This window comes from Pseudoalteromonas sp. S3178, from assembly GCF_005886985.1.
Classification (GTDB): Bacteria; Pseudomonadota; Gammaproteobacteria; order Enterobacterales; family Alteromonadaceae; genus Pseudoalteromonas; species Pseudoalteromonas carrageenovora.
The window spans coordinates 47653-74586 of sequence record NZ_PNCW01000006.1 but is presented as its reverse complement, the minus strand read 5'-3'; the positions used below and the strand labels follow the sequence as shown (position 1 = coordinate 74586).

The 26934-nt window shown below is 40.4% G+C and carries 18 protein-coding genes and 1 riboswitch; of the genes, 6 read left to right on the top strand and 12 right to left on the bottom strand.

Annotated elements, in window-relative coordinates; all coding sequences use genetic code 11:
* Position 1 precedes the first annotated feature (1 nt).
* The 4 genes from CWC11_RS01550 to CWC11_RS01535 all read right to left on the bottom strand — a co-directional run bounded on the left by CWC11_RS01550 (position 2) and on the right by CWC11_RS01535 (position 6218).
* The gene (locus tag CWC11_RS01550; protein ID WP_138681306.1) at positions 2-1528 is read right to left on the bottom strand and encodes a tryptophan halogenase family protein; all 1527 of its coding nucleotides are present in this window, start codon (positions 1526-1528) and stop codon (positions 2-4) included.
* A 185-nt stretch (positions 1529-1713) separates the two neighbouring features.
* Positions 1714-4458 (bottom strand): TonB-dependent receptor, encoded by a 2745-nt coding sequence (locus CWC11_RS01545; RefSeq protein ID WP_138681305.1) that lies wholly within the window; start codon positions 4456-4458, stop codon positions 1714-1716.
* A 186-nt stretch (positions 4459-4644) separates the two neighbouring features.
* Positions 4645-5619, bottom strand: a complete 975-nt coding sequence (locus CWC11_RS01540; RefSeq protein ID WP_138681304.1) for an aldose epimerase family protein — start codon at positions 5617-5619, stop codon at positions 4645-4647.
* A gap of 200 nt (positions 5620-5819) precedes the next feature.
* Positions 5820-6218, bottom strand: coding sequence for an acyl-CoA thioesterase (locus tag CWC11_RS01535; protein ID WP_076925789.1), 399 nt, complete (start codon positions 6216-6218; stop codon positions 5820-5822).
* 33 nt (positions 6219-6251) lie between these two features.
* On the opposite strand from CWC11_RS01535, the gene CWC11_RS01530 reads away from it, so the two are divergent.
* On the top strand, positions 6252-6956 hold the full coding sequence (locus CWC11_RS01530) for a 2OG-Fe(II) oxygenase (RefSeq protein WP_138681303.1): 705 nt from the start codon (positions 6252-6254) through the stop codon (positions 6954-6956).
* A gap of 75 nt (positions 6957-7031) precedes the next feature.
* On the opposite strand, the gene CWC11_RS01525 is transcribed toward CWC11_RS01530, so the two are convergent.
* From CWC11_RS01525 to CWC11_RS01495, 7 genes are all read right to left on the bottom strand, one after another.
* Positions 7032-8267 carry a cysteine desulfurase-like protein gene (locus tag CWC11_RS01525; protein WP_138681302.1) on the bottom strand — a complete coding sequence of 412 codons (1236 nt, stop codon included), beginning with the start codon at positions 8265-8267 and terminating at the stop codon, positions 7032-7034.
* Between the two features lie 9 nt (positions 8268-8276).
* Positions 8277-8909 (bottom strand): 2OG-Fe dioxygenase family protein, encoded by a 633-nt coding sequence (locus CWC11_RS01520; protein ID WP_138681301.1) that lies wholly within the window; start codon positions 8907-8909, stop codon positions 8277-8279.
* 220 nt (positions 8910-9129) lie between these two features.
* Positions 9130-13308 carry a hypothetical protein gene (locus tag CWC11_RS01515; RefSeq protein WP_138681300.1) on the bottom strand — a complete coding sequence of 1393 codons (4179 nt, stop codon included), beginning with the start codon at positions 13306-13308 and terminating at the stop codon, positions 9130-9132.
* Positions 13309-13533: 225 nt separating this feature from the next.
* Positions 13534-16131 carry a bifunctional aconitate hydratase 2/2-methylisocitrate dehydratase gene (acnB, locus tag CWC11_RS01510; RefSeq protein ID WP_058549235.1) on the bottom strand — a complete coding sequence of 866 codons (2598 nt, stop codon included), beginning with the start codon at positions 16129-16131 and terminating at the stop codon, positions 13534-13536.
* Between the two features lie 297 nt (positions 16132-16428).
* Entirely contained in the window at positions 16429-17490 is a 1062-nt protein-coding gene (locus CWC11_RS01505; protein ID WP_138681299.1) for an OmpA family protein, read from the bottom strand.
* A 420-nt stretch (positions 17491-17910) separates the two neighbouring features.
* The gene (locus CWC11_RS01500; protein WP_138681298.1) at positions 17911-19320 is read right to left on the bottom strand and encodes a protein adenylyltransferase SelO; all 1410 of its coding nucleotides are present in this window, start codon (positions 19318-19320) and stop codon (positions 17911-17913) included.
* Positions 19321-19322: 2 nt separating this feature from the next.
* Positions 19323-20027: a DNA-3-methyladenine glycosylase I gene (locus CWC11_RS01495; protein ID WP_138681297.1), complete on the bottom strand. Its 705-nt coding sequence runs from the start codon at positions 20025-20027 to the stop codon at positions 19323-19325.
* 192 nt (positions 20028-20219) lie between these two features.
* A riboswitch (Lysine riboswitch) is annotated at positions 20220-20416 on the top strand.
* 128 nt (positions 20417-20544) lie between these two features.
* Between CWC11_RS01495 and dapA the strand changes: the two genes are divergently transcribed.
* From dapA to CWC11_RS01470, 5 genes are all read left to right on the top strand, one after another.
* On the top strand, positions 20545-21429 hold the full coding sequence (gene dapA / locus CWC11_RS01490; protein WP_138681296.1) for a 4-hydroxy-tetrahydrodipicolinate synthase: 885 nt from the start codon (positions 20545-20547) through the stop codon (positions 21427-21429).
* 15 nt (positions 21430-21444) lie between these two features.
* Complete coding sequence (locus tag CWC11_RS01485) at positions 21445-22185, top strand: 2,3,4,5-tetrahydropyridine-2,6-dicarboxylate N-succinyltransferase (protein ID WP_138681295.1); 741 nt, start codon at positions 21445-21447, stop codon at positions 22183-22185.
* Positions 22185-23390, top strand: coding sequence for a PLP-dependent decarboxylase (locus CWC11_RS01480; RefSeq protein ID WP_138681294.1), 1206 nt, complete (start codon positions 22185-22187; stop codon positions 23388-23390). Before CWC11_RS01485 ends, CWC11_RS01480 begins: the two co-directional genes overlap by 1 nt.
* Positions 23391-23395: 5 nt before the next feature.
* Positions 23396-24517 carry a succinylglutamate desuccinylase/aspartoacylase family protein gene (locus CWC11_RS01475; protein ID WP_138681293.1) on the top strand — a complete coding sequence of 374 codons (1122 nt, stop codon included), beginning with the start codon at positions 23396-23398 and terminating at the stop codon, positions 24515-24517.
* Positions 24518-24726: 209 nt separating this feature from the next.
* Complete coding sequence (locus tag CWC11_RS01470) at positions 24727-25761, top strand: phospholipase A (protein ID WP_138681292.1); 1035 nt, start codon at positions 24727-24729, stop codon at positions 25759-25761.
* Between the two features lie 67 nt (positions 25762-25828).
* Here the strand turns inward: CWC11_RS01470 and CWC11_RS01465 are convergent, their stop codons facing one another.
* A complete protein-coding gene (locus CWC11_RS01465; protein WP_104643471.1) occupies positions 25829-26722 on the bottom strand; it encodes a bifunctional GNAT family N-acetyltransferase/hotdog fold thioesterase in 894 nt (297 codons plus the stop codon).
* Positions 26723-26934 lie beyond the last annotated feature (212 nt).

Sequence of the window (26934 nt, the reverse complement as noted above, 5' to 3'; positions counted from 1 at the left end):
CTTAAACTGGGTTAGCCGCTAACCACTGCTCAATATAAGCGCGGTGTGGCGGCAAAGTTTGCAACATCTGCTGTGTAAGCTGGCTGTTACGTTCAATTATTTGTTTAGCTTGAGCATCTTGTGAATACAAATATGCTTGCTTAGTAAAGTCTGGTTTAAAGCCCATGCCATACAACACGTACTGGTAGCTGGCAGCTGGGAATAACTCCAAAGCGCCATGAAAGTCTTGTATAAGTGGGCCACGCGTCCCCCAAAGTAGTAAGTCTTCTTGTAAGCTTTGTGGAATAGTTTTTGGCTGAACATGCGCCTGCCAATATGGTTCAGGGCGTTTAGTAAGCATATAGTGCAGCTTTAAAAAGTCGATAATGCGTTGCCAGCGGTAATCCATTTGTTCGTTAAAACGCTTAGCAACAATAGGCATTACTTGAGTATCAGCAGGCATGTGCTCTGCAACAAAGCGAGACGAAATTTCAACAAGCATGATTGCGGTTGCCTCAAGCGGCTCTACAAAACCTGCCGACATCCCTACTGCAACACAGTTTTTATGCCAAAACTTTTCTCGGTAGCCCGACTCAAAGCTAATTTTTCGGGCGGTTAAGCCGTTTGCAGCATCACCTAAATAGTTACGCAGGTTTTGCTCAGCTTCTTCATCTGATAAAAATTTGCTTGAATAAACATGCCCTACACCACGACGATGCGTTAAGCCTATATCCCAAATCCACCCTGCATTTTGCGCTGTTGCTATGGTATGACTGGCTAAGGAGTCGTCGTTTTCATCGTAAGGAACTTGCATAGCAAGCGCGCTGTCATTAAATAGCACGTGGTCCATTTTTTTAAATGGCACGTTAAGGGCTTGGCCTAATAACAGCGATGAAAAACCAGTGCAGTCTATGAATAAGTCGGCATTTATGGTGCGGGTTTGATCTTTTAAAGTCAGCGTATCTATAGCGCCGTTATCATCAAGCTTTACTTGCTCTACTGTGCCAATAACATGCTCAATGCCAAGCTTGCTTTTACAGTGTTGTTTTAATAATTCAGCAAAAGCACCTGCATCTAAATGATAGGCATAGTTACAATTACCTTGATATTCACCTTGAGCAATACCTCTTGGTGCTAGGCTTGCTTCGCAAATATCATGCTGAAAATTAGTTTGTTGTGCGTAATCTTCAACATTATCTAAATAAGGGGCTAAATCTATACGGCCGTATCCTAGCGGTACAGTAAATGGATGGTAGTAAAAGTCGTTATTGCCGTGTGTCCAATTTACAAATTTACCGCCTTGTTTAAAGGTGGCATTACAGGCTTTAAATACATCAACTTCTCGCAAACCAATTTGCTGAAGCGTATTTTTCATCGTTGGCCAGGTGCCTTCACCTACACCAATTGTTGGAATATCTGACGATTCAACCAACATCACTTTTAAGCCATCACCATTTTTACCTTGGTGATACGAAGCTATAATTGCAGCGCTCAGCCATCCTGCTGTACCACCACCAATTACTGCGACTGTTTTTATTGCTTTATTCATAATGGACTACTCTTTGAGTATTTTTTGATAACGTTTTATACAACAAATGCCCGGTAGGGCATTTGGATATAATGTGGTTTCATTTTAGCCAATTAGGTTAACATTACTGCTAAATTAACCTAATTGGTATTAGCACTAATGTGCTGCAATGAAACAAGAGGCGAGAAGTTCGCCTCAAACATTAATTAAAACGATCCGCGAATACCAAACGCGTAACGTGAGCCATTATCTTCTACTGAATAGATTTGGTTGGCAAAACGACCTGTTTGCACTAACTCTTCTTCAGTGATGTTGATGCCTTCAGCAAAAATAGTAAAGTTTTCGTTAATATCATAGCTTGCGCTGATATCCCACTGACCGTATGTTTCAACGTTCACTGGCTCACCATTAAAGCCGTTATCAACTAAGCGTAAAAAGCCTTCACGGTTGTTAAATGCAACACGTGCTTGCCAGTTTTCTTGCTCATAAAACAATACTAAGTTTTGCGAATCGCCTAAGCCTTCAAGCGCAAATGTTTGTGTCGTATCGTCACCTACACTGATGTCGCTATTCACAACAGTCGCATTAGCAATAAAACCAAAACCATTTTCAAACATGTGAGTAACACCCACTTCGAAGCCGGTTACAGTTGCAGACTCACCATTTTGAGGGCGGCTTACAGTGTAAATTTCTGAGCTGCCATTTAGTTCGTCATCAGTTTGGTCTGTACATGTAGTACACGCAAAATCAGGGCCTGAACGGTCAGACATTTCAAAAGTTTCTGCGCCTGTTAGGGTAACAATAAAGTCGTCAACTTCTTTACTAAATACTGCAAAGCTAAATAAGTTAGCATCGTTGTAGTACCACTCGTAAGAAATATCCCAGTTTTCTGATTGGAATGGCTTAAGTGCTGGATTACCACCACTTGCCGTTAAGTTTTGACGACGAGGCTCATTAAAGTTAGTTGCTGGAGATAGCTGAGACATAGTTGGACGAGTAATACTATCGTACGCAGCAAAGCGTAAAATCATATTATCTTGTAGTTCAAGCTTAACGTTAAAAGACGGTAGTAAGTTTGAGTAGCTAGTACCTTGTTCAATGTTAGTTGCTGGGCCAAATACATTCTGAAACAATGTTGCGTCAGATGTTGGTACTACATCGCTAATAAAGCTTTGTATTGCCTCTACTTCAATATCTGTTTCAGAGTAACGTGCGCCCATATTAACGGTTACTGGCATATCAGCTAGGTCAAAACCAAGCGTAAAGTCCATGTATAAACTAGTAATGTCTTCGTTAATTGTGTAACGGTTATTTTGTAGTGTAGGTTCTACTGGGAAACCTTGATCGGCTAAGTAATCTAGCATTTTATCACCATCGTAGGTGTAGAATGTATCGATTAAGCCTGGGAAATAATTGCTTGCTTGGTATGCTTCAAAATCAATTTCATCAAGCGGTGCTTGTGTACCATAACCACAAAATTGACATTGGCTACCAAAAATTTGGAAGCTAGATTTTTCACGTTCTTGACGGTAAGCACCAAAGTTAATGCGATCAACTGGGCCTTTATCTGGCACGTATTCAAAATCGGCTTTTAGCTCAGTGATTTCATCTTCATCAGTAAATTGGTTCCCAATTTCGTTGTAATGAAGGCGTGCAAGGCTAGGATCTGGTAATGAACCATTATCAAAACCATCGTGCTGAACCGTTGGTACACTGCCTGTGCCATCAAAGCTGTAGCTGTTAATAATACCTACAACGTTAAAGCGGTCATTGCCAGCACGGTCGTTTTCAGCAGTTGAACGAGATACATCAAATTTAGCTTTTAATGAATCGTTTACCTGCCAATCAACGTTAATACCAAATGCTTTATTAGTTACATCACGTGAGTTACGTGTGTGTGATACAAAATCACTTGCAGGGTCGCCACTTGGCGCGCCAAGACCTACATCTTGAGAGAAAGTTAAAAGTGTACCTGTTTCAGCGTCAATTGTTGCGCTGCCTACACGATCTGGTTCAAACCAAGATGCAAGGTCACGTACTGTAGAATCAACTTCAAATTTTGAAATCATACCATCAACAGTAATTGTAATATCATCAGATGGTGCGTATTGAAGTACTAAGCTTGCGTTTGTACGTTCACGGTCTTGCTCATCAACTACTTGGTCCCAGTTACGTGGAATGTATGCATTTTCAAACAGTACACCATCAGTAGGGTTAGAAATTGTTTGGCCGCCGCGCCAACCTGCCGTTAAAATTTGGTTATTTTGAAGCTTACGTTGCTGATTAGTAATAGCAAAAAGCACACCTAATTTATCATCATTAAATGTATTACTAATTAAAAATGATGCAGAAGGAGATACTTCTTCAGATAAGCTTTCGTACATGCCTTTCACAGAGCCTAAAACATGTAATCCGCCAAAATCAAAAGGACGAGCTGTCGTTACGTTTACCGTACCACCAATACCGCCTTCTTGAAGTGTTGCTGTATTACTTTTATAAATATCAGCACCGGTGATTTGATCTGCTGCTAATACATCAAAGTTGAATTCACGACCAGCACTGTCTGTCGCAATTTGACGGCCGTTAACAAGTACCGTATTGAACTGTGGGCCAAAGCCACGAATTGTTACCGCTTGGCCTTCACCACCACTACGGTCAATTGCTACACCTGTAATACGTTGCAGAGACTCTGCTACGTTTAAATCAGGGAATTTACCAAGATCTTCTGCTTTAATTCCGTCGGTTACAACGTTAGATGCTTTTTTATCTAACATTGATGAACGCAAGCTGCTGCGGATACCCGTTACTGCGATAACTTCAACATCTTGATTTACTGTAGGTGTGTCGCCTTCAGCGCCTTGAGCTGCAACGTTGCCGCTTGCCAATACACCAGTGATAGCAATACTGAGCGCGGTTTTCTTGTTGAACGATAACTTATTGTTAATTATCATTTTTTAAAAACTCCTGATTGTGTGTAGTCATTGTGTCGTTGTGGTAGTAAATACATTTCAAATACTATTTATATTATAAATACTTTAAACTAAGCAAAAGTGCAACCTTTTCCTTAATTATAGGTATCATTTAATTACTGTATTTTTGCTTTTAATTTTCTTTTAATTAACATTGGCAGGTTGAATTTACTCAGAAAACGCGTAAATAATAACCTGCTCATAATTTTCTTCTGGCAATAAATTTGCTTTGGGGAAGTTTTCACGATTTGGCGCATCAGGCCAATTTTGCGCTTCAAAACACACAGCTTGGCGTGCTTTAAAAGGCGCACCAACAAAGTTTGCGGTATAAAGTTGCATGCCTGGCTGCGTACTTTTAAGGGTTAAACTAACGTTCGTGTGTGGCGAAGTTAATGTAGCCATCGTTTTTAAACTGCCATCATTATTGAAAATATAGCAGTGATCAAAACCATTACCCGCTTCTAGCTGTGGGTTTACTGCACAAAGTGCCTCGCCTAACTGCGTTGCTGTGCAAAAATCAAAGCAAGTACCTGCAACTGTTTGGCCGTTATTAAGTGGAATACTGGTTTTATCTATAGGAAGAAAGTGATTGGTATTTATTTGTACAAAGTGCTCATTAATAGAATCGCTACCATCGAGGTTAAAATAACAATGGTTAGTAAAATTAACGAGAGTTTCTTTATTGGTAGTAGCTTTAAAACTTAAAGTTAGCTCGCCATTTTTAGCACTAATAGTTTGCCATACCTTTAACTGCCCCGGAAAACCCTGATCGCCATCAGGTGAGCAATAATATAGCTCCACTTCACTTTCGCTTTGCTGAGTAACTTGCCAAAGCACTTTATTAAAGCCTTTAACGCCGCCATGTAAGCTATTTGGGCCGTTATTAGTATCTAGCTGATATTCAGTACCCGATAAACTAAAACGTCCACCAGCAATGCGGTTAGCGTATCTACCAACAGTTGCGCCTAAGTAAAATGGGTTTTCAAGATAGTATTGAGGGTCATCGACGCTAAGCGTCATTTCTTGTTTTTTAAATTTAATGCTTTTTATGATTGCGCCAAATGGCAAAACTTCAGCTGTTAAATTTTGACCATCACTGAGCTGAATAACTTGTAAAGGTTGGTCATTGGCAATAGATGTCACACGCATTCTCCAATCAAATTACCGAATTAACATTTCCTGTTATAACGGCGCAACAATATATAATATAAATAGTATATAATTGAAGCCTGTAACTCAATCAAAATACGTTAAAATTTCTCGGCAAAAATTTACAGTTGCCGTCATATATTTACAATAATTCAGCTCAGCACGAGCTTATATAAAATATAAGCTTCGTAAGGTTAACTGCTTTGGTAAATATGCTCGTTAAGCGCTGCTTTTTCGTCAACGCTAAGCGCTTGCTTTGATTTAGCGATAAAATCGTATCTCACCATCACGGCTTTGCCTATTGCGCAGCATTTATCATGTTGCCATGCTTCTTGCCTGAGCGTAAAAGAACTAGTGCCTATATGCTCTACAGACGTTTTTACTGTCACTTCGTGGCCATAAAATAATTCGCCTACAAACGACACTTCTACTTTGGCAATTATCAACTTCCAATCGTGCGGGTTTAAGTCCGGTGTAAAAAACTTAAAAATAGGTCCACGCGCTACTTCAAACCATACAGGGAGTACGGTATTGTTAATGTGTCCGAGTGCATCAGTTTCACTAAAGCGCGGCATCACTTTTTCAATAAACATAAAAATCCAATAATAATTATATAAAGGTAAACCATGACGGACTTTATACGCGTGATTGATAACGCATTAAGCGATGAGTTTTGCGATGAATTTATTACCACATTCGCGCAAAGCCCGCATGTAAAACAAGGGGTAACATCGGGCGGTGTCGACTTAAAGAAAAAAGACAGCCACGATCTGCATTTAAATAATCACCCCGAATATGCACAACAATTAAAACATATACAACAAACGACTGCACAGCATGTTTTTAACTATGTTGAAGAGCATATTTTTATGATGATTGGTGCATTTGGCTTAAAGGTTTATCATCCAAAAACTGGGGAAGTAGTAGATTTAACTCAAGAAAATTTTGATGAGGTAGGTAAACCACAGCTCCCTATATTAGTGCAGCAAATATTTAGACTGGGGAACATTCAAGCGCAAAAATACGAGGTAAATAAAGGTGGTTATCCTTACTGGCACAGTGAGGTGTATCCGCAGTTACAACACAATGAAGCGCTGCACCGGGTATTATTGTTTATGTTTTATTTAAACGATGTAGAAGAAGGCGGTGAAACGGAGTTTTATTATCAAAACCGTAAAATAGCTCCTAAAAAAGGCACTATGGTGATAGCTCCTGGCTACTTTACGCATACCCACAGAGGGAATAAACCTGTCTCTAACGATAAGTATATTTTAACCTCGTGGGTGCTATTTAACCGTGCAGAGCAAATATATGGTGCGCCTAAGAGCTAGATCCTAAGTAATCAGCCAATAAAAAAGCCATAAGTTTTTTACTTATGGCTTTTAAAATGCTGAATGGATAAGGCTTTAACCTAGTAACTCATCAAACAAATCAAATAATTTATCAAGCTCAGCTGTTGTGTTGTAATGCATACAGCCAATACGCACAACACCGCCTTTATCAAGCACGTTTAATTGCTTACATAAACCTTGCGCGTAGAAATTACCATCCCACACACATATGTGTTGTTTGCCTAAAAATTCAGACACTTCACGTGGCTCTACACCTTCAAACGTTAAAGCAAAAGTAGGTGTACGCTCGTTTAAGCGATCAAAATCATCAATACCAAACAATTTAATACGCGGGTAATTAACCAAACGTGTTAAAAAGTGCTCACTAAGCGCCATTTCATGCTGCTTAGTTTTAGCAAAAGCCACGCTTAACTTTTCGCGGCGTGAATGACTACCGTCAAGCTCGCTTATTGCAGCAATGTAATCAACAGCCGCTATAAAACCAGCCATTGCTTCAAAGCTTTGAGTACCCGTTTCCCAACGCCCCGGCGCTACATCTTTAGCGGGTTCGACTTTATAAGGTGTAAAACCTTCCAAGTGCTCAGTTTTACCAAAAACCATGCCTAAGTGCGGGCCAAAAAACTTATATGCCGAGCAGGCTAAAAAGTCGCAATCAAGCGCTTGTACATCAACTAACTCATGCGGTGCGTAATGTACCGCATCAACATAAACAAGAGCGCCTACAGCGTGGGCAAGTTCTATAATACGTTTTATATCGTTTATAGAACCTGTTGTATTTGAAGCGTATGTTACCGCTACAAGCTTAGTATTACTGTTTAATAAGCTCTCAAATTGCGCCATATCCAAGCTACAATCAACTTCGTTAATAACTGCGGTGTTAACTTTAACGCCTTTATCTTCTGCAGCTTGCTGCCAAGACGACACGTTTGAGAAGTGATCAGCGTTAGTTACAATGATTTCATCGCCAGCCTGCCAATTGCGCGAAATAGCACGGCTAAAACTAAAGGTAAGGCTCGTCATATTTGGGCCAAACACAATATTTTGTGCACTTGGCGCATTGAGTAAATCTGCTGCAGCTTGGCGAGCATTTGCCAGTAGCTCTACCGTTTTATCACTTGAAAAAAACGCGCCACCTAGGTTTGAGTTGTAGTGCCCTAAATAAGCAGACATTGCATTTAGCACTGACTGCGGCACTTGAGAGCCACCTGGGCCGTCTAAAAATATCGGCGATTTACCATCAACGCTCTGCATTAATGCCGGAAACTGCTCACGTAATTGCGCTATGTTCATGCTTATTCCTTAAGACGTAAGTACAAAACAATCCAGGTAACCTGGTTTGCTAGCATCAATTTTATTCATTGGTGTGGCGTTGTGCCACACTTGACGGTCGTTTATTAGTGCAAACATTCCGTCTTTAATCTCCATTTTAAAACATGGCGCAGCTTGTTTATTTTCGTATACAAGTAGCTCGCCACCTTCTAGGTTTTCGTGCGAAACACCGCATATACATACATGGTCAAAACCATCTTGGTGCACACCTTCAGGCGCGGCCGGCGTATCACTATCAATAGCTAACATTCTAAATTGGTGTATTTCAATATCGCGCTCTTCATCAATACCGGTAAGCTCAAAAAACTCACTTACAATGCTTTGCATACCTTGAGACTCAAGTAAGCTTTGCTCTAAGTTCTCGTAAGTACGCTCTACGTTACCCTGAAAAGTATTAATTGAATCGTCTTGAACAAATGCTTTGGCAGCTTGTAGTTTTAGCTCACCATTTTGAAATTTAATTACTGAGTAACGACGTTTACGAAATTCGCCATCTGCATAAGGGTTTGCAGGTAGGTTATCAAAAGAAGGCTTAACCAAATCAATATTTGCTTGGTTAACAAAACGTAGTTGCAGTAAATTCTGGTTGTTTAATGCAGTCATAAAATCTCGCCTAAAATAATGAGAATATTAAAAGAGATTTTAATGCATGTGTGTAGGATTTTCTGAGCATAAATTGAGGTATAAAAGATTAAAAGTTAAATTTTAAGATCTAAATTCAGACTTTATTGAAAATTTAATTCAAAAAAATTGGCTACACTGCGTAGCCAATTTATTAAATTTAATTATCGCTCTAATTTTAGCCTAAAACACTAAAGCGCATTTACTCTATTAGTTCAAAGGCGATATCAATATCGCAGCTTTGCGCCAAATAATGAACCGTGTATATATTGTCTTCTAAAATGCCATCACACCCGCTTATAGACTCTAATTTATAGCCTGCATTTGCAGAAATATTAAAGGTTAACGTATCACCATGAAAGCTTGTGTAGTTTTCAACCCCATTATTTACCACACCATTACCATCTGAATAAACTTTAACATCATACCTTGGCTCAAAAATCGTAAAGGTCATCTCTTCTTGATTTTGACATGCTGTTCCTTGTAAATACTCACAAAGCACTATCTCATCGCGATCATTTGAAATAAATTCAATCACCTTGTTTTGGCCGTCTTGCTCGTAGGTAAACTTACCTTCAACTAATTCAAGTGAGCCAGCTTTAATATCGTTTTTCCAAAGCTCGTACCCATCTATATAGTAAATACCCCACTTTACGAAGCTCTCACCACTATGTTCATAGATTTCAAAAGGGATTTCATGCTCATAAAACTTATCAGCGCTTGTATTTTCAATATAGTTTTCAAAGTAAAGTGATGCATAAGAAAGGTTTTCTTCCCCTGAATTAGTATCAAATGCTCTCGATACTCGCTCCACGACTTGGTAATTATCATTTTGATTAATAAGCCTATAGTCCATCGTATAATCAATTAAACACGTTTCTAAAGTCAAATCACAATCAGAGCCGTATGATCCTGTTAGTTGATCATATTTTCTGCTTCGGCTAAAGCTTCCATCCTTAAACTCACCTTGAACGGAACTTGTAAAATAGGTAAAGAACACTTGCCCATCTTCATATATTTGCAGCTCATCCCAAATAGTCTCTAAGTCATGGCCTTCTTTAAATAAGTGACGCCCAGCAAAGTTACTCGGGATAATTTCCTGCTCTTCTTGCTTTATCATTACGGCAACATTTACTTGATTTTCATCTTCGTACTGGCCTTGCATTATTACTTGATAGCCAAGGTCTATATCCTTGGTAATATAGATATCTTCAACGCTACCTGAAGTAGTAATATGAAGCCCTACTGCTGTTTGCTGCCAAGTAAAGCTTTCTGTTTGCGCTTCATCTATAGTATCGACTACGCTACCTGTTCCATTATCATTTAGCAGTAATTCCTTAACGGTACTTTCAGATGGGATATCTAACGACCAACTACCAACCAAATCGTTTGGGGTTAAATCAACTTGAGGCACTACTGAATCAAATAACTTAACATGGCTATCACTATGCCACTCTTCAACTAGTTCCTCGTTACGGAACTTACTTATACTTTGCGTCATTTTGTACCAGCCGTTACCCAAGTCGAAACGCTCTTTAAGGGTAATATGCGTCATTACATCTTTACGCCTAACTTCTACTTGAGTGCCATCTTCAACTTCATACGCAACACTTTCATTTAATACATATTCATCAGAAAAACTAACTCTAATTTCGTCAAAATATTTGTTCCAAGATATTGCTACTTGGTTATTGCCAGTAAAGCTGCCCTCATCATTTTCATTAAGCTCTAATTTGAAAGAGGTAGAGGTAAAATAATCAGGATTATTAATTAAAAATTGCCCTGATATTGTTTCTGGTTTTTCTACAAAGGTCGCATTAATTTCGCAGTCACCGTGTCCACTAAAGGCAATATAATATTCCCCCTCAATATAACCTTCGCAACCTTCTATTGAATCAACTTCATAACCTTCATTAGGCACTATATTAAAACCAACCAGTTGAGAAAAAGGCACCTCTTGTACCGCAGGTTGTAACTGTCCAAATTCATTAGATACAGCTGTTAAAGTTACACGTGGGTTTTTAGATTGATAAACAGTTTTATCGCTCTGAGTACAGTTACTACCTTGTTGATAATTACAAATAGTGTATGTTTCACCATCACCACTAATAATTTCAAAAAGCCATGCTTGCCCACCTATTTGGTATTCAATTACACCTTCATTTAACTGTGCTTCATACTCGATACCGTCGATTGTTATCGTAAATGAGCCGTCATCGTAATTAACCCGAATTCGATCTTCTATTACTTGCTCACCAGCACTTTTATAAAGGTTAAAACTGCTTTGTAGTAAGTAAGGCGTAAACTCTGAATAGCTTAACTCTTTACTGTACTGATAAATGAGTAAACCTTTTTGGATATCATACATATCTCCTTCAGGGGAAAACCATTTAAACTCTCTTAGTAAGTAGTAATGCCTGTTCTCTACTGCAATGATGTCATGGGTTACCTCTGCGCTTAAGTAACAGGTTTCATCAAACCCTTCACAACTGCTAACGGTGTAGCCATTATATTCATAGCGGCGTCTAGTTAGTTTTCCATCCTCAAGAACCCCTTGGTAAGACGTTGTGCCAAGTCCTAACATTATGGTGCCATCGGCAAACACGTTCATATCATAAAGTTGTGCCGTACCAACAAAGCCCTGCCATCGCCCAACTAAGTCATCATTTGATAAAGACACCACTTCTCTTTTTATCATCAGGCCATATTGGCTATCGGCAGGATCGGCTGATGTAGTATCTAAGGAAACTAATTGATAGCCTGCTTTTAAATTTTTAGTAAACCAAAAATTTGTTGTTCCAACGCTACCATCTTCATCATAGGTTACAGTTAATTTATTATTAGCCAGCTCCCATTCAAACGGTGCTGAGTTATCACTTAAAACAACGCCTGTACCATCCTCATAAAAGGCAATAGTCTCTAGGTGGCTAACATAATTACGGCTTTCTATTCGCTCCATTTCCCACTCACCAACGATATCTTCGACGGTCAAACTTAAGGTTTTACTTTTAAGAATAAGGTTGGTGGTTTGTATTTCTTGCTTGTTTTGCACCTCAACGCTGTTTTCGTAAACTGTAATATCGCTTTTAATATCTATTGTTTTAAAAACATCGTTTTCGCCGAGTACTTGCAACGAGAATGAATTTAAATGCTGCTCATAAATAGTTTCAACATCGTCTTCGATTTGAGAGTATTTATTAATAAGTACAGGAGACTCTAAAGTAACTTCTACTTTACCACTCACTTCTTGCCACGTTAGTGAGCTGCCCGTAACTGCATGATACTGACCAGTACCATTTTCGTTTAAAGTTAAGTGGCTGGCTGTATTTGCATAGTAGCGCGGGGAGTTAATTATATACTCACCAACTAATGACTCTTTTGAGCCTGTAACTAAGTCTTCATCTTCTTTAATTTCGGTTTTAGTTTGCTCTATTAGGTCGGGATCTTGCGCATTAACGTCTTCTTCAAACTGCTGTGCAGCTTCTTCATCGGTTACTAAATCAAGCGTACTATTTACGCCCTCTGGCAGCTCATAATTTGGGTTGTCTACAATGATTTTAATCAGGCTCGCAAGTTGTACCTTCTCGTCTGCATCAACATTTAAAAGTGCATTATCAAGCTCATCTTCACTTGTTGGCTCATCACCTTCTCTAACAATAAGTGCGTACTCTGCGGTTGTTACATTGGTTGTATTTACTCCAAAGTTTTCATCGCTATCTAAAATACCATCATCACCAGCCTGAGTAGCTAATTTTTTAACTGAACTAAGCTGAGAAATAAACTCAACACCAGGGTTTAAATCATCTCGTCCTTTGGCTTTAACTTTTACTAGAGCTTGCTCTAAAGCCTCATCGACATCTAATACTATTGTATAAACACCATTTTCGTCTGCTGTAGCTGAATAAGTTTTATCACCTATGGTTATTTCTACACTTGCAAAGCTAATCGTGTTGTCAGTAATTAAGCCATTTAGAGTAACAGCCGTTGAATTTCGCTTTATTAATACTTGTTGAGTAGCTGTGGTGGTTGCGCCATCGTCATCTTCTACCGTTACGCTAAAATTAACGGTTACATCTTCTGTAATGTCGGGTGAGAGGTAAGTGATTTCGTTAGAGTCGGGGTTTTGTGCACTTAAATTAAGTGTTGAATCATGCTGCCAACTATAATTAATAATTTGACCATCTGTATCAATGGCGTTGGCCGATAGGGTAAAAGCCGTTTTTTCTTGTGTTTCATCTTGTCCTAAAATTTGAACAGAAGGAGCTAGATTTACCTCCTCAGAAACATCATCATCTTTGTCAAAACTACAACCAGATATAAATAAGCTTGCACTCACTGCGCTCGCTATTAACTTTAACCGGTAGTTATTTTTATCTTCCATTATATGCTCCGAAACTATAGTTAAGTGGAGCAAAAAAAGACCTGATGATCGCTCCCTCAATCATTAACAAGTGTTATCAATACATATAATTGTTCATTTTTTGTTAATATTCAAATTTATTTCATGATTTTTTAAATACACTTCATACAGTTAACCCTGTATTAGGTACTTGGGTTTCAGATAATAAAAAACCCGCCTAAGCGGGTTTTTTAAAACAGGTTTAAATTATACAGCTTGCTGAATAATTACGTTGTCTGCTTTTTTAGTGTACTGAGGCATACGGTGGAAGTTCAAGTAACGGTATGTATCTGCAGCCGTTGCATTGATTTTCGCAGCATACTCTTGGTATTCAGCTGGCGTAGGTAATTTACCTAAAATAGCAGCAATTGCTGCAAGCTCTGCTGAAGCTAAGAATACGTTCGCACCATTACCTAAACGGTTAGGGAAGTTACGTGTAGAGGTTGAAACAACAGTTGCTTTATCTGCAACACGTGCTTGGTTACCCATACATAGTGAACAACCTGGAGTTTCGATACGTGCACCAACACGACCAAAGATACCGTAGTAACCTTCGTCAGTAAGCTGATCTTTATCCATCTTAGTTGGTGGAGCAACCCAAAGTTGTGTTGGGATACGACCGGTGAAACCATCTAGTAATTTACCAGCAGCACGGAAGTGACCAATGTTAGTCATACAAGAACCGATGAATACTTCATCAATTTTCTCGCCAGTAACATCAGAAAGTAAACGTGCGTCATCAGGGTCATTTGGAGCACAAAGGATTGGCTCTTTAATCTCTGCTAGGTCGATTTCTACAACGTGTTTGTATTCTGCGTCAGCGTCAGCTTCCATAAGTTCTGGGTTAGCTAACCAATCTTGCATTGCTGTAATACGACGTTCGATTGTACGTACATCGCCGTAACCTTCAGAGATCATCCACTTAAGCATAACAATGTTTGATTCTAGGTATTCGCTGATAGACTCTTTAGAAAGCTTAACAGTACAACCAGCTGCTGAACGCTCTGCTGATGCATCTGATAATTCAAACGCTTGCTCAACAGTTAAGTGCTCAACACCTTCGATTTCTAGTACGCGACCAGAGAATTCGTTGATTTTACCTTTTTTCTCTACTGTTAATAAGCCTTGCTTAATACCGTAGTAAGGGATTGCGTGTACAAGGTCACGTAAAGTGATACCTGGTTGCATTTCACCTTTAAAGCGAACCAAAATAGACTCAGGCATATCAAGAGGCATAACACCTGTTGCTGCTGCAAACGCTACTGCACCTGAACCCGCTGGGAACGAAATACCTAATGGGAAACGAGTATGTGAATCACCACCAGTACCTACAGTATCTGGTAATAACATGCGGTTTAACCAAGAGTGAATTACACCGTCACCAGGGCGAAGTGAAACACCGCCACGGTTCATGATGAAATCAGGAAGCGTATGGTGAGTGTTTACGTCAATTGGTTTAGGGTAAGCAGAGGTATGACAGAATGACTGCATTGTTAAATCTGCAGAGAAACCTAAACATGCTAAGTCTTTAAGCTCATCACGTGTCATAGGACCTGTAGTATCTTGCGAACCTACAGTGGTCATTTTAGGCTCACAGTATTGGCCTGGGCGAATACCTTCAACGTTACATGCTTTACCAACCATTTTTTGCGCTAGTGTAAAGCCCTTATCTGAAGCTTCAGTTACCGCTGGTACTTTAAATACGTCAGTTGCGCCTAAGCCAAGAGATGTACGTGCTTTGTCTGTTAAACCACGACCAATGATTAGAGGAATACGGCCGCCGGCACGTACTTCATCTAAAATTACGTCTGATTTAAGTTCAAAAGTAGAGATAACGTCATCAGTACCGTGACGCTTAACAACACCTTCGTATGGGTAAATATCAATTTGATCACCCATGTTGAACTCATCAACATTTAATTCAATTGGTAATGCACCAGAATCTTCCATTGTATTGAAGAAGATAGGCGCAATTTTATTACCTAAACATACACCACCAACGCGCTTATTTGGTACAAATGGGATATCGTCACCCATAAACCAAAGCACAGAGTTAGTAGCAGACTTACGAGAAGAACCAGTACCTACAACGTCACCTACGTAAGCAAGTGGTAAACCTTGAGTTTTTAACTCTTCTAATTTAGTGATTGGACCTACTTCACCCGCTTTATCAGGAACGATACCGTCGCGCTCATTTTTTAGCATTGCTAAAGCATGAAGTGGGATATCAGGACGTGACCATGCATCTGGTGCAGGAGATAAATCATCAGTGTTTGTTTCGCCAGTTACTTTGAATACAGTTACTGAAATTTTTTCAGCTACTGCTGGTTTGTTAGTAAACCACTGCGCATCTGCCCAAGACTGAATAATTTTTTTAGCGTGCTCGTTACCCGCTTTTGATTTTTCTTCTACGTCGTAAAAAGCATCAAACATTAACAAAGTGTTTGAAAGGCCTTTTGCTACGATTGGTGCAAGTGCTTCGTCATCAAGAAGTTCAATCATAGGAGCGATGTTGTAGCCACCTAACATTGTACCTAATAACTCAGCTGCTTTTTCTTTTGAAATAAGTGGAGACTGCGCTTCACCTTTTGCAACTGCCGCTAAAAAGCCTGCTTTGATATACGCTGCATCATCAACACCTGGCGGTACACGGTTGATTAATAAATCTAAGATGAACTCTTCTTCATCTGCCGGTGGCGTTTTGATTAGTTCAATAAGATCAGCCGTTTGCTGAGCATCTAGTGGCGCTGGTACGATACCTAACGCGGCACGTTCTTCTACGTGTTTACGATATTCTTGTAGCACAATATTGCCCTCTTGGTGACGTGAAAGTATTCGGTAGCGCTTCATGCGCAAATAAGTTACCCAATACTTATAGTATTCTAACGCGTGATTATAAAGCTTTTATGATTAGATGAAAATCCATCCAACTAAGCAACTGATTATACCGACTATAAATATTATGAATAGTGGCTTTAATAAAATCTATTTTCGTGAATGTTTGTTAAGTAATAATCATTACTATTTGATTACTTGTTCACTTTATTCCGCCCATAAAAAAACCCAGCACATGGCTGGGTTTCTAGATTTAGTAAATTACTATTAACGCTTAACTTTTACACGTTCAATAGATTTTACATGCGCTTCTACACGACGGTTTTCTGCGTGAGCTGCTTTAGTATTTGCTGTATTCTTAAGACGTTCTTCACCTAGACCTACTGTAGTGATACGGTCTTCATCGATACCATCTTTAACTAATTCTTTAGCTACGTCATCAGCACGCTTTTTAGAAAGCATTTTGTTGTAGTTTGCATTACCTACAGCCGATGCATGACCTTCAAGAAGTACTGTTGTATCTGTATGCTCTTTTAAGAACTCAGATACTGATGCGATATCAGTGAAGTACTGTGAACCTACTTCTGCAGAGTCATGTGGGAAAGTAACTAATAGGCTAGTTGTTACTTCACGGTCTTCATATAATGTACAACCTGTACCGTCTACAGCATCTTCCATAGGTGTATTTGGACATTGGTCATCAGCATCTAAAATGTTGTCATTATCGCTATCAGCAGGAACTACTGCAACTTCAACAACTTCAGGCTCTGGAGCTGGTTGAACCGGCTCAGCTGGCGCTGCATTTTGACCAAATAAGTAGTTAATACCAATTTTTGCACCAACATCTGTGTAACCACGGTCAAGGCCTTGGTATACAGCTGTTTCAGCGTTTACGAATAAACCATCTGTAATAAAGTGTTGGTAACCAACACCAGCATTTAAGAATGTGTTGTCATCTACTACGTCCATTTCTTTAATACCAAATAGACCGTAGAAAGGACCGCCGTCAAGGTGGTAAAGTGCATCAATACCGTAACGCTCGCCGTCAATGTTGTTACGGTTGCCAGCTACTTTGTCAAAAGCGTTAAAATCCATGTCTGCGTATTCTAAGCGTGCGCTCCAGTAATCGCTGAAACGGTAACCAGCTTCAACACCCCAGCCTGTAGACTCATTTACGTCTAGGCCAGCTTGGTCACGCATGTTTTTCCAAGATGCGTCGTAGTAATCGCCAAATGCGCCAATGTAGAAGCCTTCTTCTTTATCAGCAGCGAAAGTAGATGCGCTAGTTGCAGCCAACGCGATTGCAATTGTAAGTGATTTTAATTTCATTGTTTTCTTCCCATTTTAACAACCAATAAATTGTAGCTAATCAATTCTAGCTCAACCAGTTTTTTACAGACTACCTGAGCTTTTGTTAATCGATACTTAACGAAAAATAAAGTTTATAAATTTTTTCAATGGTCTATGACGACATCCAACCATTTATTGTAGGTCAGATTAAACGCTTTACCTAACCTGCAAACAATAAATATAGTGGTTTTATTATAAATCGCTTACTTGTAAGCTAATACAAGGTAAATTCAACTATATGCACTGTATATACGCAAAAAATTACTTGGCTTTACGGTCGCGGATATTACCACTTGAATATACTTTGCTCAATCAATGAACACTATTTAAAGCCAAATATAGCCGTATATAAGTAAATATGGCCATTTATAATCATGAACTTATGAGTTAACCCAGCACTTAAGTACCGCAAAATGTGCGGTAATCTTTGTCCTCTTTAGGCACTTCCTGATACTGAGTGATGTTTTTGCTAGTAAAGTATGGATCACTAAGCACTTCCATAAACGGCTTTAGTAATTCACTAGTCCCCATGTTTGTATATTCATCTAAAATTGTTTCAATAATATGATTACGAGGGATCACTCGAGGATTAGCAGCTCGCATAATTTCATAAGAACTGTTATCTGTTCGACTTTTCCAAAGCTGTGCCCATTGCGTTAATGGCTCAGGTATTACAGATTCACCCTTTAATGACTCAGTAAGGGCATCAAAGGTGTTGGTGTAATCAAGCTTATATTCTTGAAATAAGAGTAATAACTTACTTACTAATTCAACATCGTCTTCATTATGACCCGCTAAACCTAGTTTTTGTGCCCACATTTGATTGTATCTATCGTTAAATAGCATTGAGAACTGGCTGATTATGGGCGTCATTAAGTTTACAGCTTGCTCGTCATCGTCATTAATAAGCGGTATTAAACTCTCGGCTAAACGAGCGCAGTTCCAGCTCGCTATGTTTGGTTGATTACCAAATGCATAACGCCCTTGCTTATCAATAGAGCTAAATACGGTATCAAAATCAAATACATTCATCATCGCACACGGGCCATAATCTATGGTTTCACCGCTTACTAGCGTGTTGTCGGTATTCATAACGCCATGAATAAACCCGACTCTCATCCAGCTAATTATTAAGTCTAATTGGTTTTTTATCACCGCATCTAAAAAGGCTAAGTAACGCTCTGGCCCGGTTATGTTAATTTCAGGGTAATGGCGCTCAATGGCTGTATCGGCAAGCTTTTTAAGACCCTCAGTATCCCCTTGGGTAGCTAAATATTGAAACGAGCCAACTCGAATGTGACTACTTGCTAAACGAGTAATTATTGCACCTGGCTGAGGGGGATTACGGTAAACCGCTTCTCCTGTGCCTACAACAGCTAAGCAGCGCGTGGTTTTAATACCTAACGCATGTAAGGCCTCACTCATAATATATTCACGAATTGCAGGGCCTAATGCACAGCGTCCATCGCCCCCTCTAGAGTAAGGCGTAGCGCCGGAGCCTTTTAGTTGAATATCCCATAGCTGATTTTTATCGTCGCTAATAGCACCAAGCAAATGCGCTCGCCCATCACCTAAACGTGGTGAAAAGTGTCCAAACTGGTGCCCAGAATAACCCAGTGCCACTGTCTTTACAGATTGCGGCTCGTTGCCTGCAAAAATGCTAGCACGCAGCTGCGGCTCAACATCTAGATTAAATTGCTCAGCTAACGATGTATTCCACAATAGCAACTGCGGAGCAGCAACACTCGATGGGTTATCCTCTATCGCAAAGTTATCTGCTATGTCTGTGTATCTAGGCACTAATTTCATTATTAATCCTCTGCCTTTTGGCGTATGCCAACCCGGTTATCGCCAACGCTATAGGCCACAATTAAACTAAGTTCTTGTAGGCTTAAACCACTTTGCTTTTGCATTTCGTTAAAAAATGCCTGCGCTGCAGTGAGTGATTTTTTAGTTTGTAGCCCACCATCAATAATTTTATGTGCTCTTAGGTAACTTTCTACATCGCGCGAAAGTAAAAATGTATCTTTACCGAGCGCTCTTAAGGCATACGGACCGGTATTCCCACCTAATCGAGCGCCCTGTTTTTTTAAATGCGCCCACAAGCCAATAATATTATCTGTTGGCCACTGAGCAATAAACTTGCTAAAACTGCCATGTTCCTGAGCTATTTCGTGGATCATGTAAGCATTTTCAGGAATCGTTTTCACTTTTTTATAATTACGAATGATGCGCTCATCCGTTGCTTTTTGCTCTAGCATATCGGGCGGCATCATTAGTAATTTATCAACACTAAACTCCCAAAAAACCTCTCTAAAGCCCGGCCATTTGCTGTTTATTACCGACCAATAAAAGCCACTTTGAAATACTTTTCGAGTAAATTCCTCAAGCCAATCGTCGTCACTTAACGTGCTTAACGCTTTTTTAGATAAAGGTTTTGAGAGTAATAACTTAAGCATTTTTTCAGAGCCTTTTCGCTCTACCGCTCGCTTATAAATATCACTAAATTTTTCCATACTTATTAAATACCTCGCTGCTCATAGGGTTAGTGTACGAGAAAAGCAGCCAATACGTAACCACCACTATTTTCGATGAGCTAATCTATATTTAGCAGCTTGACACCTAGACGGCTAAAATGTTTTAATCGCCGCAATTACCCTATTTAAATTGTATTTTGTTAAAGCCTTATTAGTTAAAACAAAATACAAAGGGCTAGAAGAGGTGCGTTATTCAGGTAGCGTATGTTAGGAGCGCAAACTCCAGTGAGCATACGCCAGGGGAATACCGCCGAGAGGTAAACGCTTTTGCGAAGCAATTACTTCGGGCGACTAGGTTGAATCCTAGCGACTGTCACCAAGAGCTGTTTTTTAGCAGCTTATTAGTTTGGTGGAGAGCTTCTGGTCTTAAATAATAAGGCCGTGCGCCCTATTATTTTAAGCCCATTCGCTCTTCGAATACTGTTCGAACGACGTTAATGCGGCTCACATCATAAAGCCCCTTTAATATCTCGAACACCTTATAGGTTCGTAAGAGATGATCAACAACTTCAATTTAGACGACTACGCACTGTGGACAGCGCTTGTAACGCCGTTTGATCAACAAGGTAATGTTGACTACGACACACTGACAACTCTCGTTAGTGAACAAGAAGCCGCGCAAAACGGTATTTTACTCCTTGGTAGTACAGGTGAAGGCTTAGCGCTTACACTTAAAGAGCAGCAAGCCATTGTTGAGCACGTGTGCCAGTTAAAGCCCCGTGTGCCGCTTATGGTTGCTGTGGGCGGTAGCAATTTAGCCCAACAAAAAGAGTGGGTTAGCTACTGTAACCAATTACCTATTCACAGTTACTTACTAGGCTCGCCCCTTTATGCAAAACCAGGTGCTGTAGGGCAAACTCATTGGTACGAAAGCTTATTAAACGTAAGCGCGCACCCGTGTATGTTATACAACGTACCAGGTAGAAGCGGTGTAAGTATTCCGGTGCAAACCATCGAAAATCTACAGGCGCATCCAAAGCTGTGGGCGTTAAAAGAAGCCAGTGGCAACATCACCCAATTTGAAGCATACCGACAAGCTGCGCCTAATTTAGCGCTATACAGTGGCGACGATGCACTTATGCCCTATTTCGCGCAAGCTGGGGCAAAAGGCTTAGTATCGGTTGCGGCAAACGCGTGGCCAAAACAAACGCACGAGTTTGTAAAACGCAGCCTAGGTGGCCAACACCCCAATTTATTTGCTCAGTGGACTCGCGCTATTAATAGCCTTTTTGCTGTTGCAAATCCCATTCCCGTTAAAGTGTTAATGCACCAACAAGGCCGCTTAAGTAGCCCTTTGCTGCGCCCACCTTTAACACATCTTGAGTTAACGCAAACCGATTGCATTACCACTGCAAACGACACCATTTTATCTTGGCATTAAATACAGGTTTTTATAATGAGCTGGTTAGAACTACTAAATAATTTAGAATCGGGCGCAGTACGCGCAGCATCACAAAACGAAAGCGGCCAATGGGAAGCTAACGTAGAAGTAAAACAAGGCATTTTAGAAGCCTTTAAAAATGGCACTAACACTGAGTTTGTAGGTGGTTTTGTAGATAAACACAACCTTGCACCGCAAGAGTTTAGTACTGACGATGGCGTGCGTATGGTACCTGGTGGTTCAAGCGTTCGTCGTGGTGCATACGTAGCTAAAGGCACTATTATTATGCCACCAGCGTACGTAAACATTGGCGCATACATCGACGAAGGCACGATGGTTGATAGCCACGCATTAGTTGGTTCGTGTGCACAAGTAGGTAAAAACGTACATTTGAGCGCAGCTGTGCAACTTGGCGGTGTACTTGAGCCAATTGGTGCAAGCCCTGTAGTAGTTGAAGACGATGCCTTTATTGGCGCAGGTTGTGTCATTGTTGAAGGCGTAGTTATTAAAAAAGGTGCAGTACTGGCACCTGGCGTACGTTTATCTGCAACCATTCCGGTATACGACTGCGTTAATGAGCGTCAGCTTGATAAAGGCGAACCAATCCCAGAGTACGCAATTGTAATACCTGGCTCTCGCCCGGCGTCTAACGAATGGGCACGTGAGCAAGGCTTAAGCATGTCGTGTGCGTTAATTGTTAAATACCGCGACGAACAAAGCGATGCATCATTATTGCTAGAAGAGGTTTTACGATAATGAGCTTTTTGAGCACGCCAATCAAAACCGCTGTTAATACGCTTACACAGCAGCTTGATACTCCTTTTTTTGTTTACGACTTAGATAGACTAAACGCACACCTTACGCGCTTAGTTGCGCAAACCGATGTAAAACTTTGGTATGCAGTAAAAGCGAACCCGCTTTCTAAGATTATTCAAAGCTTAGATAGCGCAGGCTTTAACTTTGACGTAGCAAGTAAAGGTGAACTTGAACAAGTACTTGCACAAGGTATTAGTTCGCAGCGCGTGCTCAACACAGGGCCTGCAAAGAGCCCTAAACAAATTAAACACTTTATTGAGCGCGGCGTACGCATATTTGTTGCCGAAAGCCTCAATCAGGTACGTTGGTTAAACCAACAAGCGCAGCTGCAAAGTACGCAGCTGCAAGTATTACTGCGTGTTCAATTACGCTGGCCCGAAGGTGAAAAAAACCCACTAGGCGGCGACAGCCTAACTCCGTTTGGGCTTGGCTGCGATGAATGGCAAGCACTAAATACCGCCGATTACTCAGCTCTTAGCTTTGACGGCCTACATATTTTTCAGTGGGGCAACATGCTTAGCACGCAAAAGCTAAGCGAGCTGTGGTCGCAAATGATTGCACCGCTTACAGCCCTTGCTAATAACTTAAATATAAACCTGAAAATTTTAGATTTAGGAGGCGGTTTAGGTATCCCTTATACATCAAGCGATGCAACACTTGAGTGGGATGGCCTTATAGCCGCGCTTGCTAAAATTAAAAAAGATGCAGATGTAGATGAATTATGGATGGAGCTTGGCCGCTATGCTGTAGGTGAATGCGGTCATTACGCCAACCCCGTAGTCGAGTGCAAACAAAACTACGGCCAACAGCAAGTTATTTTAAGCGGTGGTATTAACCATTTATTACGCCCTGCTGTTACAAGCCAAGATTTTCCTGCGGCGTTATTGCGCGAATCAACTGCGCCAGAACAGGCAATGAGCCTATATGGCCCTTTATGTACGGCCCTTGATTGCTTAGGCGAGCATAACCTACCAAGCGATTTAAACGCGCAAGACTGGCTGGTATTTAGCCAATGTGGCGCCTATGGTTTTACCGAAAGCATGCCGTATTTTTTATGCCATGAGCTGGCAGCAGAATACGTTTTACAAAATGGTGAGCTCACCTGCGTACGCCAAGCAGAAGATGCCAGCCACTATTTAAGGTAATAAACATGAGCACAACAACACCAATCAGCCAAGAAAACATTGTAGTGGGGGAAGTGGCTAACGGCTTACCACTCACTATTCCTGTGTATCGCTTAAAAGGCAATGGCAGCGGGCCAAGTGTTTATATTCAAGCCAATATGCACGGCGCTGAAGTACAAGGTAACGCGGTTATTTTTCAGCTGTTAGAGCAATTAAAACAGCTCAATTTAAAAGGCGACATTACCTTAGTACCTTACGCTAACCCTATTGGCTGCAATCAAAAATCAGGGGAATTTACCCTTGGACGATTCGACCCGATTACTGGCACTAACTGGAACCGCATGTATCACTACAACGCTGATTTAGTGGCCCAGTTTGCCAAAGATCATAGCCAGTACGACGATGCAGCTTTAAAAAATAACTTTAAACAAGCCCTGATTGATGAAATAGATACCAAACTTAACGGCCCAGCTTATTTACTTAATACGGGTAAACGCATTGCGCTTAATTTGCAAAAGCTTGCGCACCAAGCCGACATAGTCCTTGATTTACACACAGGGCCTATTTCAAGCAAGCACCTATATTGCCCAACGTATGCAACCGAGAGCGCCAGTTATTTCAATATTGAGCATGTACTGCTGATCCCAAGCGACTTTGATGGCGCCATGGACGAAGCAAGCTTTTGCCCATGGTGGCACCTAAGTGATGCACTTGGTGCACAAGGCAGGGACTTTAACGTACAGGTAGAAGCCTTTACGGTTGAGCTAGGTAGCCAAGAAAAAATAGACTTAACAGAAGCACTCAACGATGCAAATAGCATTTTAAGCTATTTAAATCATAAAAATGTATTGGTAGACGCCCCACACAAACCGAGCAATATAACCCGCTACGCATGCCATTTAGATGACTACTTTGCTTACTACGCCCCTATTGGCGGCATGGTTGAATATGTAGCCCCACTAGCTGGGCATATTAAAGCAGGTGAGCCCATTGCGCATATTTTACGCATGGAGCGCTACTTGAGTGAGCAGCCACTACAAACACTTAGCCTCGATTGTGATGCTATTGCAATTTTGCACTTTGCCTCGGCAAGTGTTAACCAAGGCACTGAACTTTATAAGTTTTTTACAAACGTATTTGAGCTATAGCTCACCCTTCTCATTGCGTGAGAGTAAATTAATGATTTAAAAGTTAATTTACATTAGATAAGCGGCTTAGGCCGCTTTTCTTTTGATCTAAACACTACGAGCAAACGTAAATAACATGGTATAAACGTAAATTCAGTAAAAGTTCACCGTTACAAATGTAAAAAGACGTTATAATTTATAAATCTACCCTACTCTCAAAGGAATAAACAATGAGCTGGCGTTATTGGATTGCACTCACGGCTTTACTTAGTACCCCCTCTTTTGCCCAAGAAGAGGTAAAAGAAAACGAACAAGACAACGATATAGAACTTGTTAAGCAATGTATTTTAAACGAAGTAATTGGTGGCGACGGAAAGCAAACCTTAGACGAACTCCGTCAAAAGTGTTCAGCTCTTGAAGAAAACAAACAACTTACCGCACTTGATAAACGTAAAGCCCGCGAAGAAGTAAGCAAAAAAAACCGTAACGTGATTACACCGCATAAACGTAACTACATTTTGCCACTTTCGTATGTATCGCATCCAAACGATCGCCCGTTTGATGGCTTTGACGAGCTAACAGATGAAGAAAATGGCGAACCACTTGATAACTTAGAAGCTAAATACCAGCTGTCTATTAAAGTGCCACTATACGATGATTTTGCTGATGAAGACCAAGCTATATTCTTTGGCTTTACACTGCAGTCATATTGGCAGATTTATAACTCAGAGATTTCATCACCGTTTCGTGAAACCAACTACGAGCCAGAAATATTTTGGGTAAATTACCTCGATGAAGAGCATGTGCTTTGGGGCGACGAAATGGCAATTGCACTGGGTATTTCGCACCAGTCTAATGGCCGCAGCCAGCCAAACTCTCGTTCATGGAACCGTATTTACGCCGATTTTATTTGGGAAAACAGAGGTTTTGTTTTTAGCTTTAAGCCTTGGTACCGAATCGCTGAAGATAAAAAAGAAGATCCACTAGAAGCCGATGGCGATGACAACCCAGATATTTACAAATACATGGGTTACTTTGAATTTAGCGGCGCGTACCGTTACCAAGATCATGAGTTTAGCTTTATGACTCGTAATAACTTAAATTCAGATAACCGTGGTGCGATTCAATTAGATTGGTCATTTCCTATGTGGGGCCGTTTACGTGGTTATGCACAATACTTTAACGGCTACGGCGAAAGCTTAATTGATTACAATGCCGATATTGAACGTATAGGTGTAGGTATATTATTGACTGATTTGTTATAAAATCAGCGCATAAAAAAGCCAAGCATTAATTACTTAGTGCTTGGCTTTTTTAATGAAGCATTGCCCGTTATTTCTTAACGGCAAATACACCTTCAAACTCTGCAACTACGTTGTCACCATCATAAATAGTTACTGGCACTACGTAACTTGTTTTACCATCGGTTTCTAAGTCGCTCAGTTTACCTTTACATGTTTGTAATTCTACACAGCCTTTAGGGTCAGTATTAAGTGGTTTTAAGTACTTAATGCTCGCATCCGCCAGTACAATATTACCTTCAAGCCCCGCTTCTTTAAGCGCTAAATACGTTGCCCCCCAACCAGTGAGCGTTGCTAAACTATAAATAGAACCTGCAAACATGGTGTTATGTAAGTTTAAGTTAGCATCTAAATCTGCACTAGTTGTAAACTGCCAATCTGTGTAGCTTTCTACTTTAATACCCATTGCATCACTAATAGGAATTGATTCGCGCCAAATATTTTGCAGTACTTGAGTCCAATTTGGGTGGCGGAACCAACCCGGCTCACTAGGTTTTTGCTTAATCATTTTAAAATGCTGCACATCGCCATACGCAAGGTGAGCTTTTTCTTTTAGCTCGTAACCATGGCGTTTATAGAACTCAAGTGCACGTTCGCGAGCAAATAACACCAGTTCACCTGCATTTTGCGTCCACGCTATTTTTTCAAGCTCATGCAATAAACGGCTACCAATATGCTGGTTTCGGTTACCTTCAGCCACAGCCATGTAACGTACTTGCGCTTGTTCATGGTTATTAAAGTGCAAACGTGCAACACCCAGTACATCGCCTTCTTTATTTTTTATAAAACGATGCTCAGAATCTTGCTCCATGTCGTCTTGCTCAGAGCCTCGAGGCTCGCCCCAAGGCGCACGTAATACTTCCCATCGTAATTGATAATACGCTTGCCAATCTTCGCTGCTTTGCGGTGTACTTACCTGAAACATACATACTCCTGTTGTTTGGCCGTAAATAAAAAATAAAGGCTACGGCATGTAATCCAACTGAATAACTCTTTAACCCACGCTCTGGTTATTAAAAACTAAAAAATTAAAGATTAAGTTGGTTGGAATTATTATGGCAAATACCATACTCCATCTTTGAAACACTGCCAATACGACTTTGGTAAGCGAGCGAAAAAATAACTAATTTAAAGTGT

Coding starts and splice junctions, on each gene's coding strand:
- CWC11_RS01500 (WP_138681298.1), bottom strand. CDS start 19,320: ATGAAATTAGTGCCTAGATACACAGACATAGCAGATAACTTTGCGATA.
- CWC11_RS01535 (WP_076925789.1), bottom strand. CDS start 6,218: ATGTTTATTGAAAAAGTGATGCCGCGCTTTAGTGAAACTGATGCACTC.
- CWC11_RS01505 (WP_138681299.1), bottom strand. CDS start 17,490: ATGAAATTAAAATCACTTACAATTGCAATCGCGTTGGCTGCAACTAGC.
- CWC11_RS01530 (WP_138681303.1), top strand. CDS start 6,252: ATGACGGACTTTATACGCGTGATTGATAACGCATTAAGCGATGAGTTT.
- CWC11_RS01525 (WP_138681302.1), bottom strand. CDS start 8,267: ATGAACATAGCGCAATTACGTGAGCAGTTTCCGGCATTAATGCAGAGC.
- CWC11_RS01480 (WP_138681294.1), top strand. CDS start 22,185: ATGAGCTTTTTGAGCACGCCAATCAAAACCGCTGTTAATACGCTTACA.
- CWC11_RS01515 (WP_138681300.1), bottom strand. CDS start 13,308: ATGGAAGATAAAAATAACTACCGGTTAAAGTTAATAGCGAGCGCAGTG.
- CWC11_RS01495 (WP_138681297.1), bottom strand. CDS start 20,027: ATGGAAAAATTTAGTGATATTTATAAGCGAGCGGTAGAGCGAAAAGGC.
- CWC11_RS01465 (WP_104643471.1), bottom strand. CDS start 26,722: ATGTTTCAGGTAAGTACACCGCAAAGCAGCGAAGATTGGCAAGCGTAT.
- CWC11_RS01520 (WP_138681301.1), bottom strand. CDS start 8,909: ATGACTGCATTAAACAACCAGAATTTACTGCAACTACGTTTTGTTAAC.
- CWC11_RS01485 (WP_138681295.1), top strand. CDS start 21,445: ATGAGCTGGTTAGAACTACTAAATAATTTAGAATCGGGCGCAGTACGC.
- CWC11_RS01470 (WP_138681292.1), top strand. CDS start 24,727: ATGAGCTGGCGTTATTGGATTGCACTCACGGCTTTACTTAGTACCCCC.
- CWC11_RS01545 (WP_138681305.1), bottom strand. CDS start 4,458: ATGATAATTAACAATAAGTTATCGTTCAACAAGAAAACCGCGCTCAGT.
- CWC11_RS01550 (WP_138681306.1), bottom strand. CDS start 1,528: ATGAATAAAGCAATAAAAACAGTCGCAGTAATTGGTGGTGGTACAGCA.
- dapA (WP_138681296.1), top strand. CDS start 20,545: ATGATCAACAACTTCAATTTAGACGACTACGCACTGTGGACAGCGCTT.
- CWC11_RS01475 (WP_138681293.1), top strand. CDS start 23,396: ATGAGCACAACAACACCAATCAGCCAAGAAAACATTGTAGTGGGGGAA.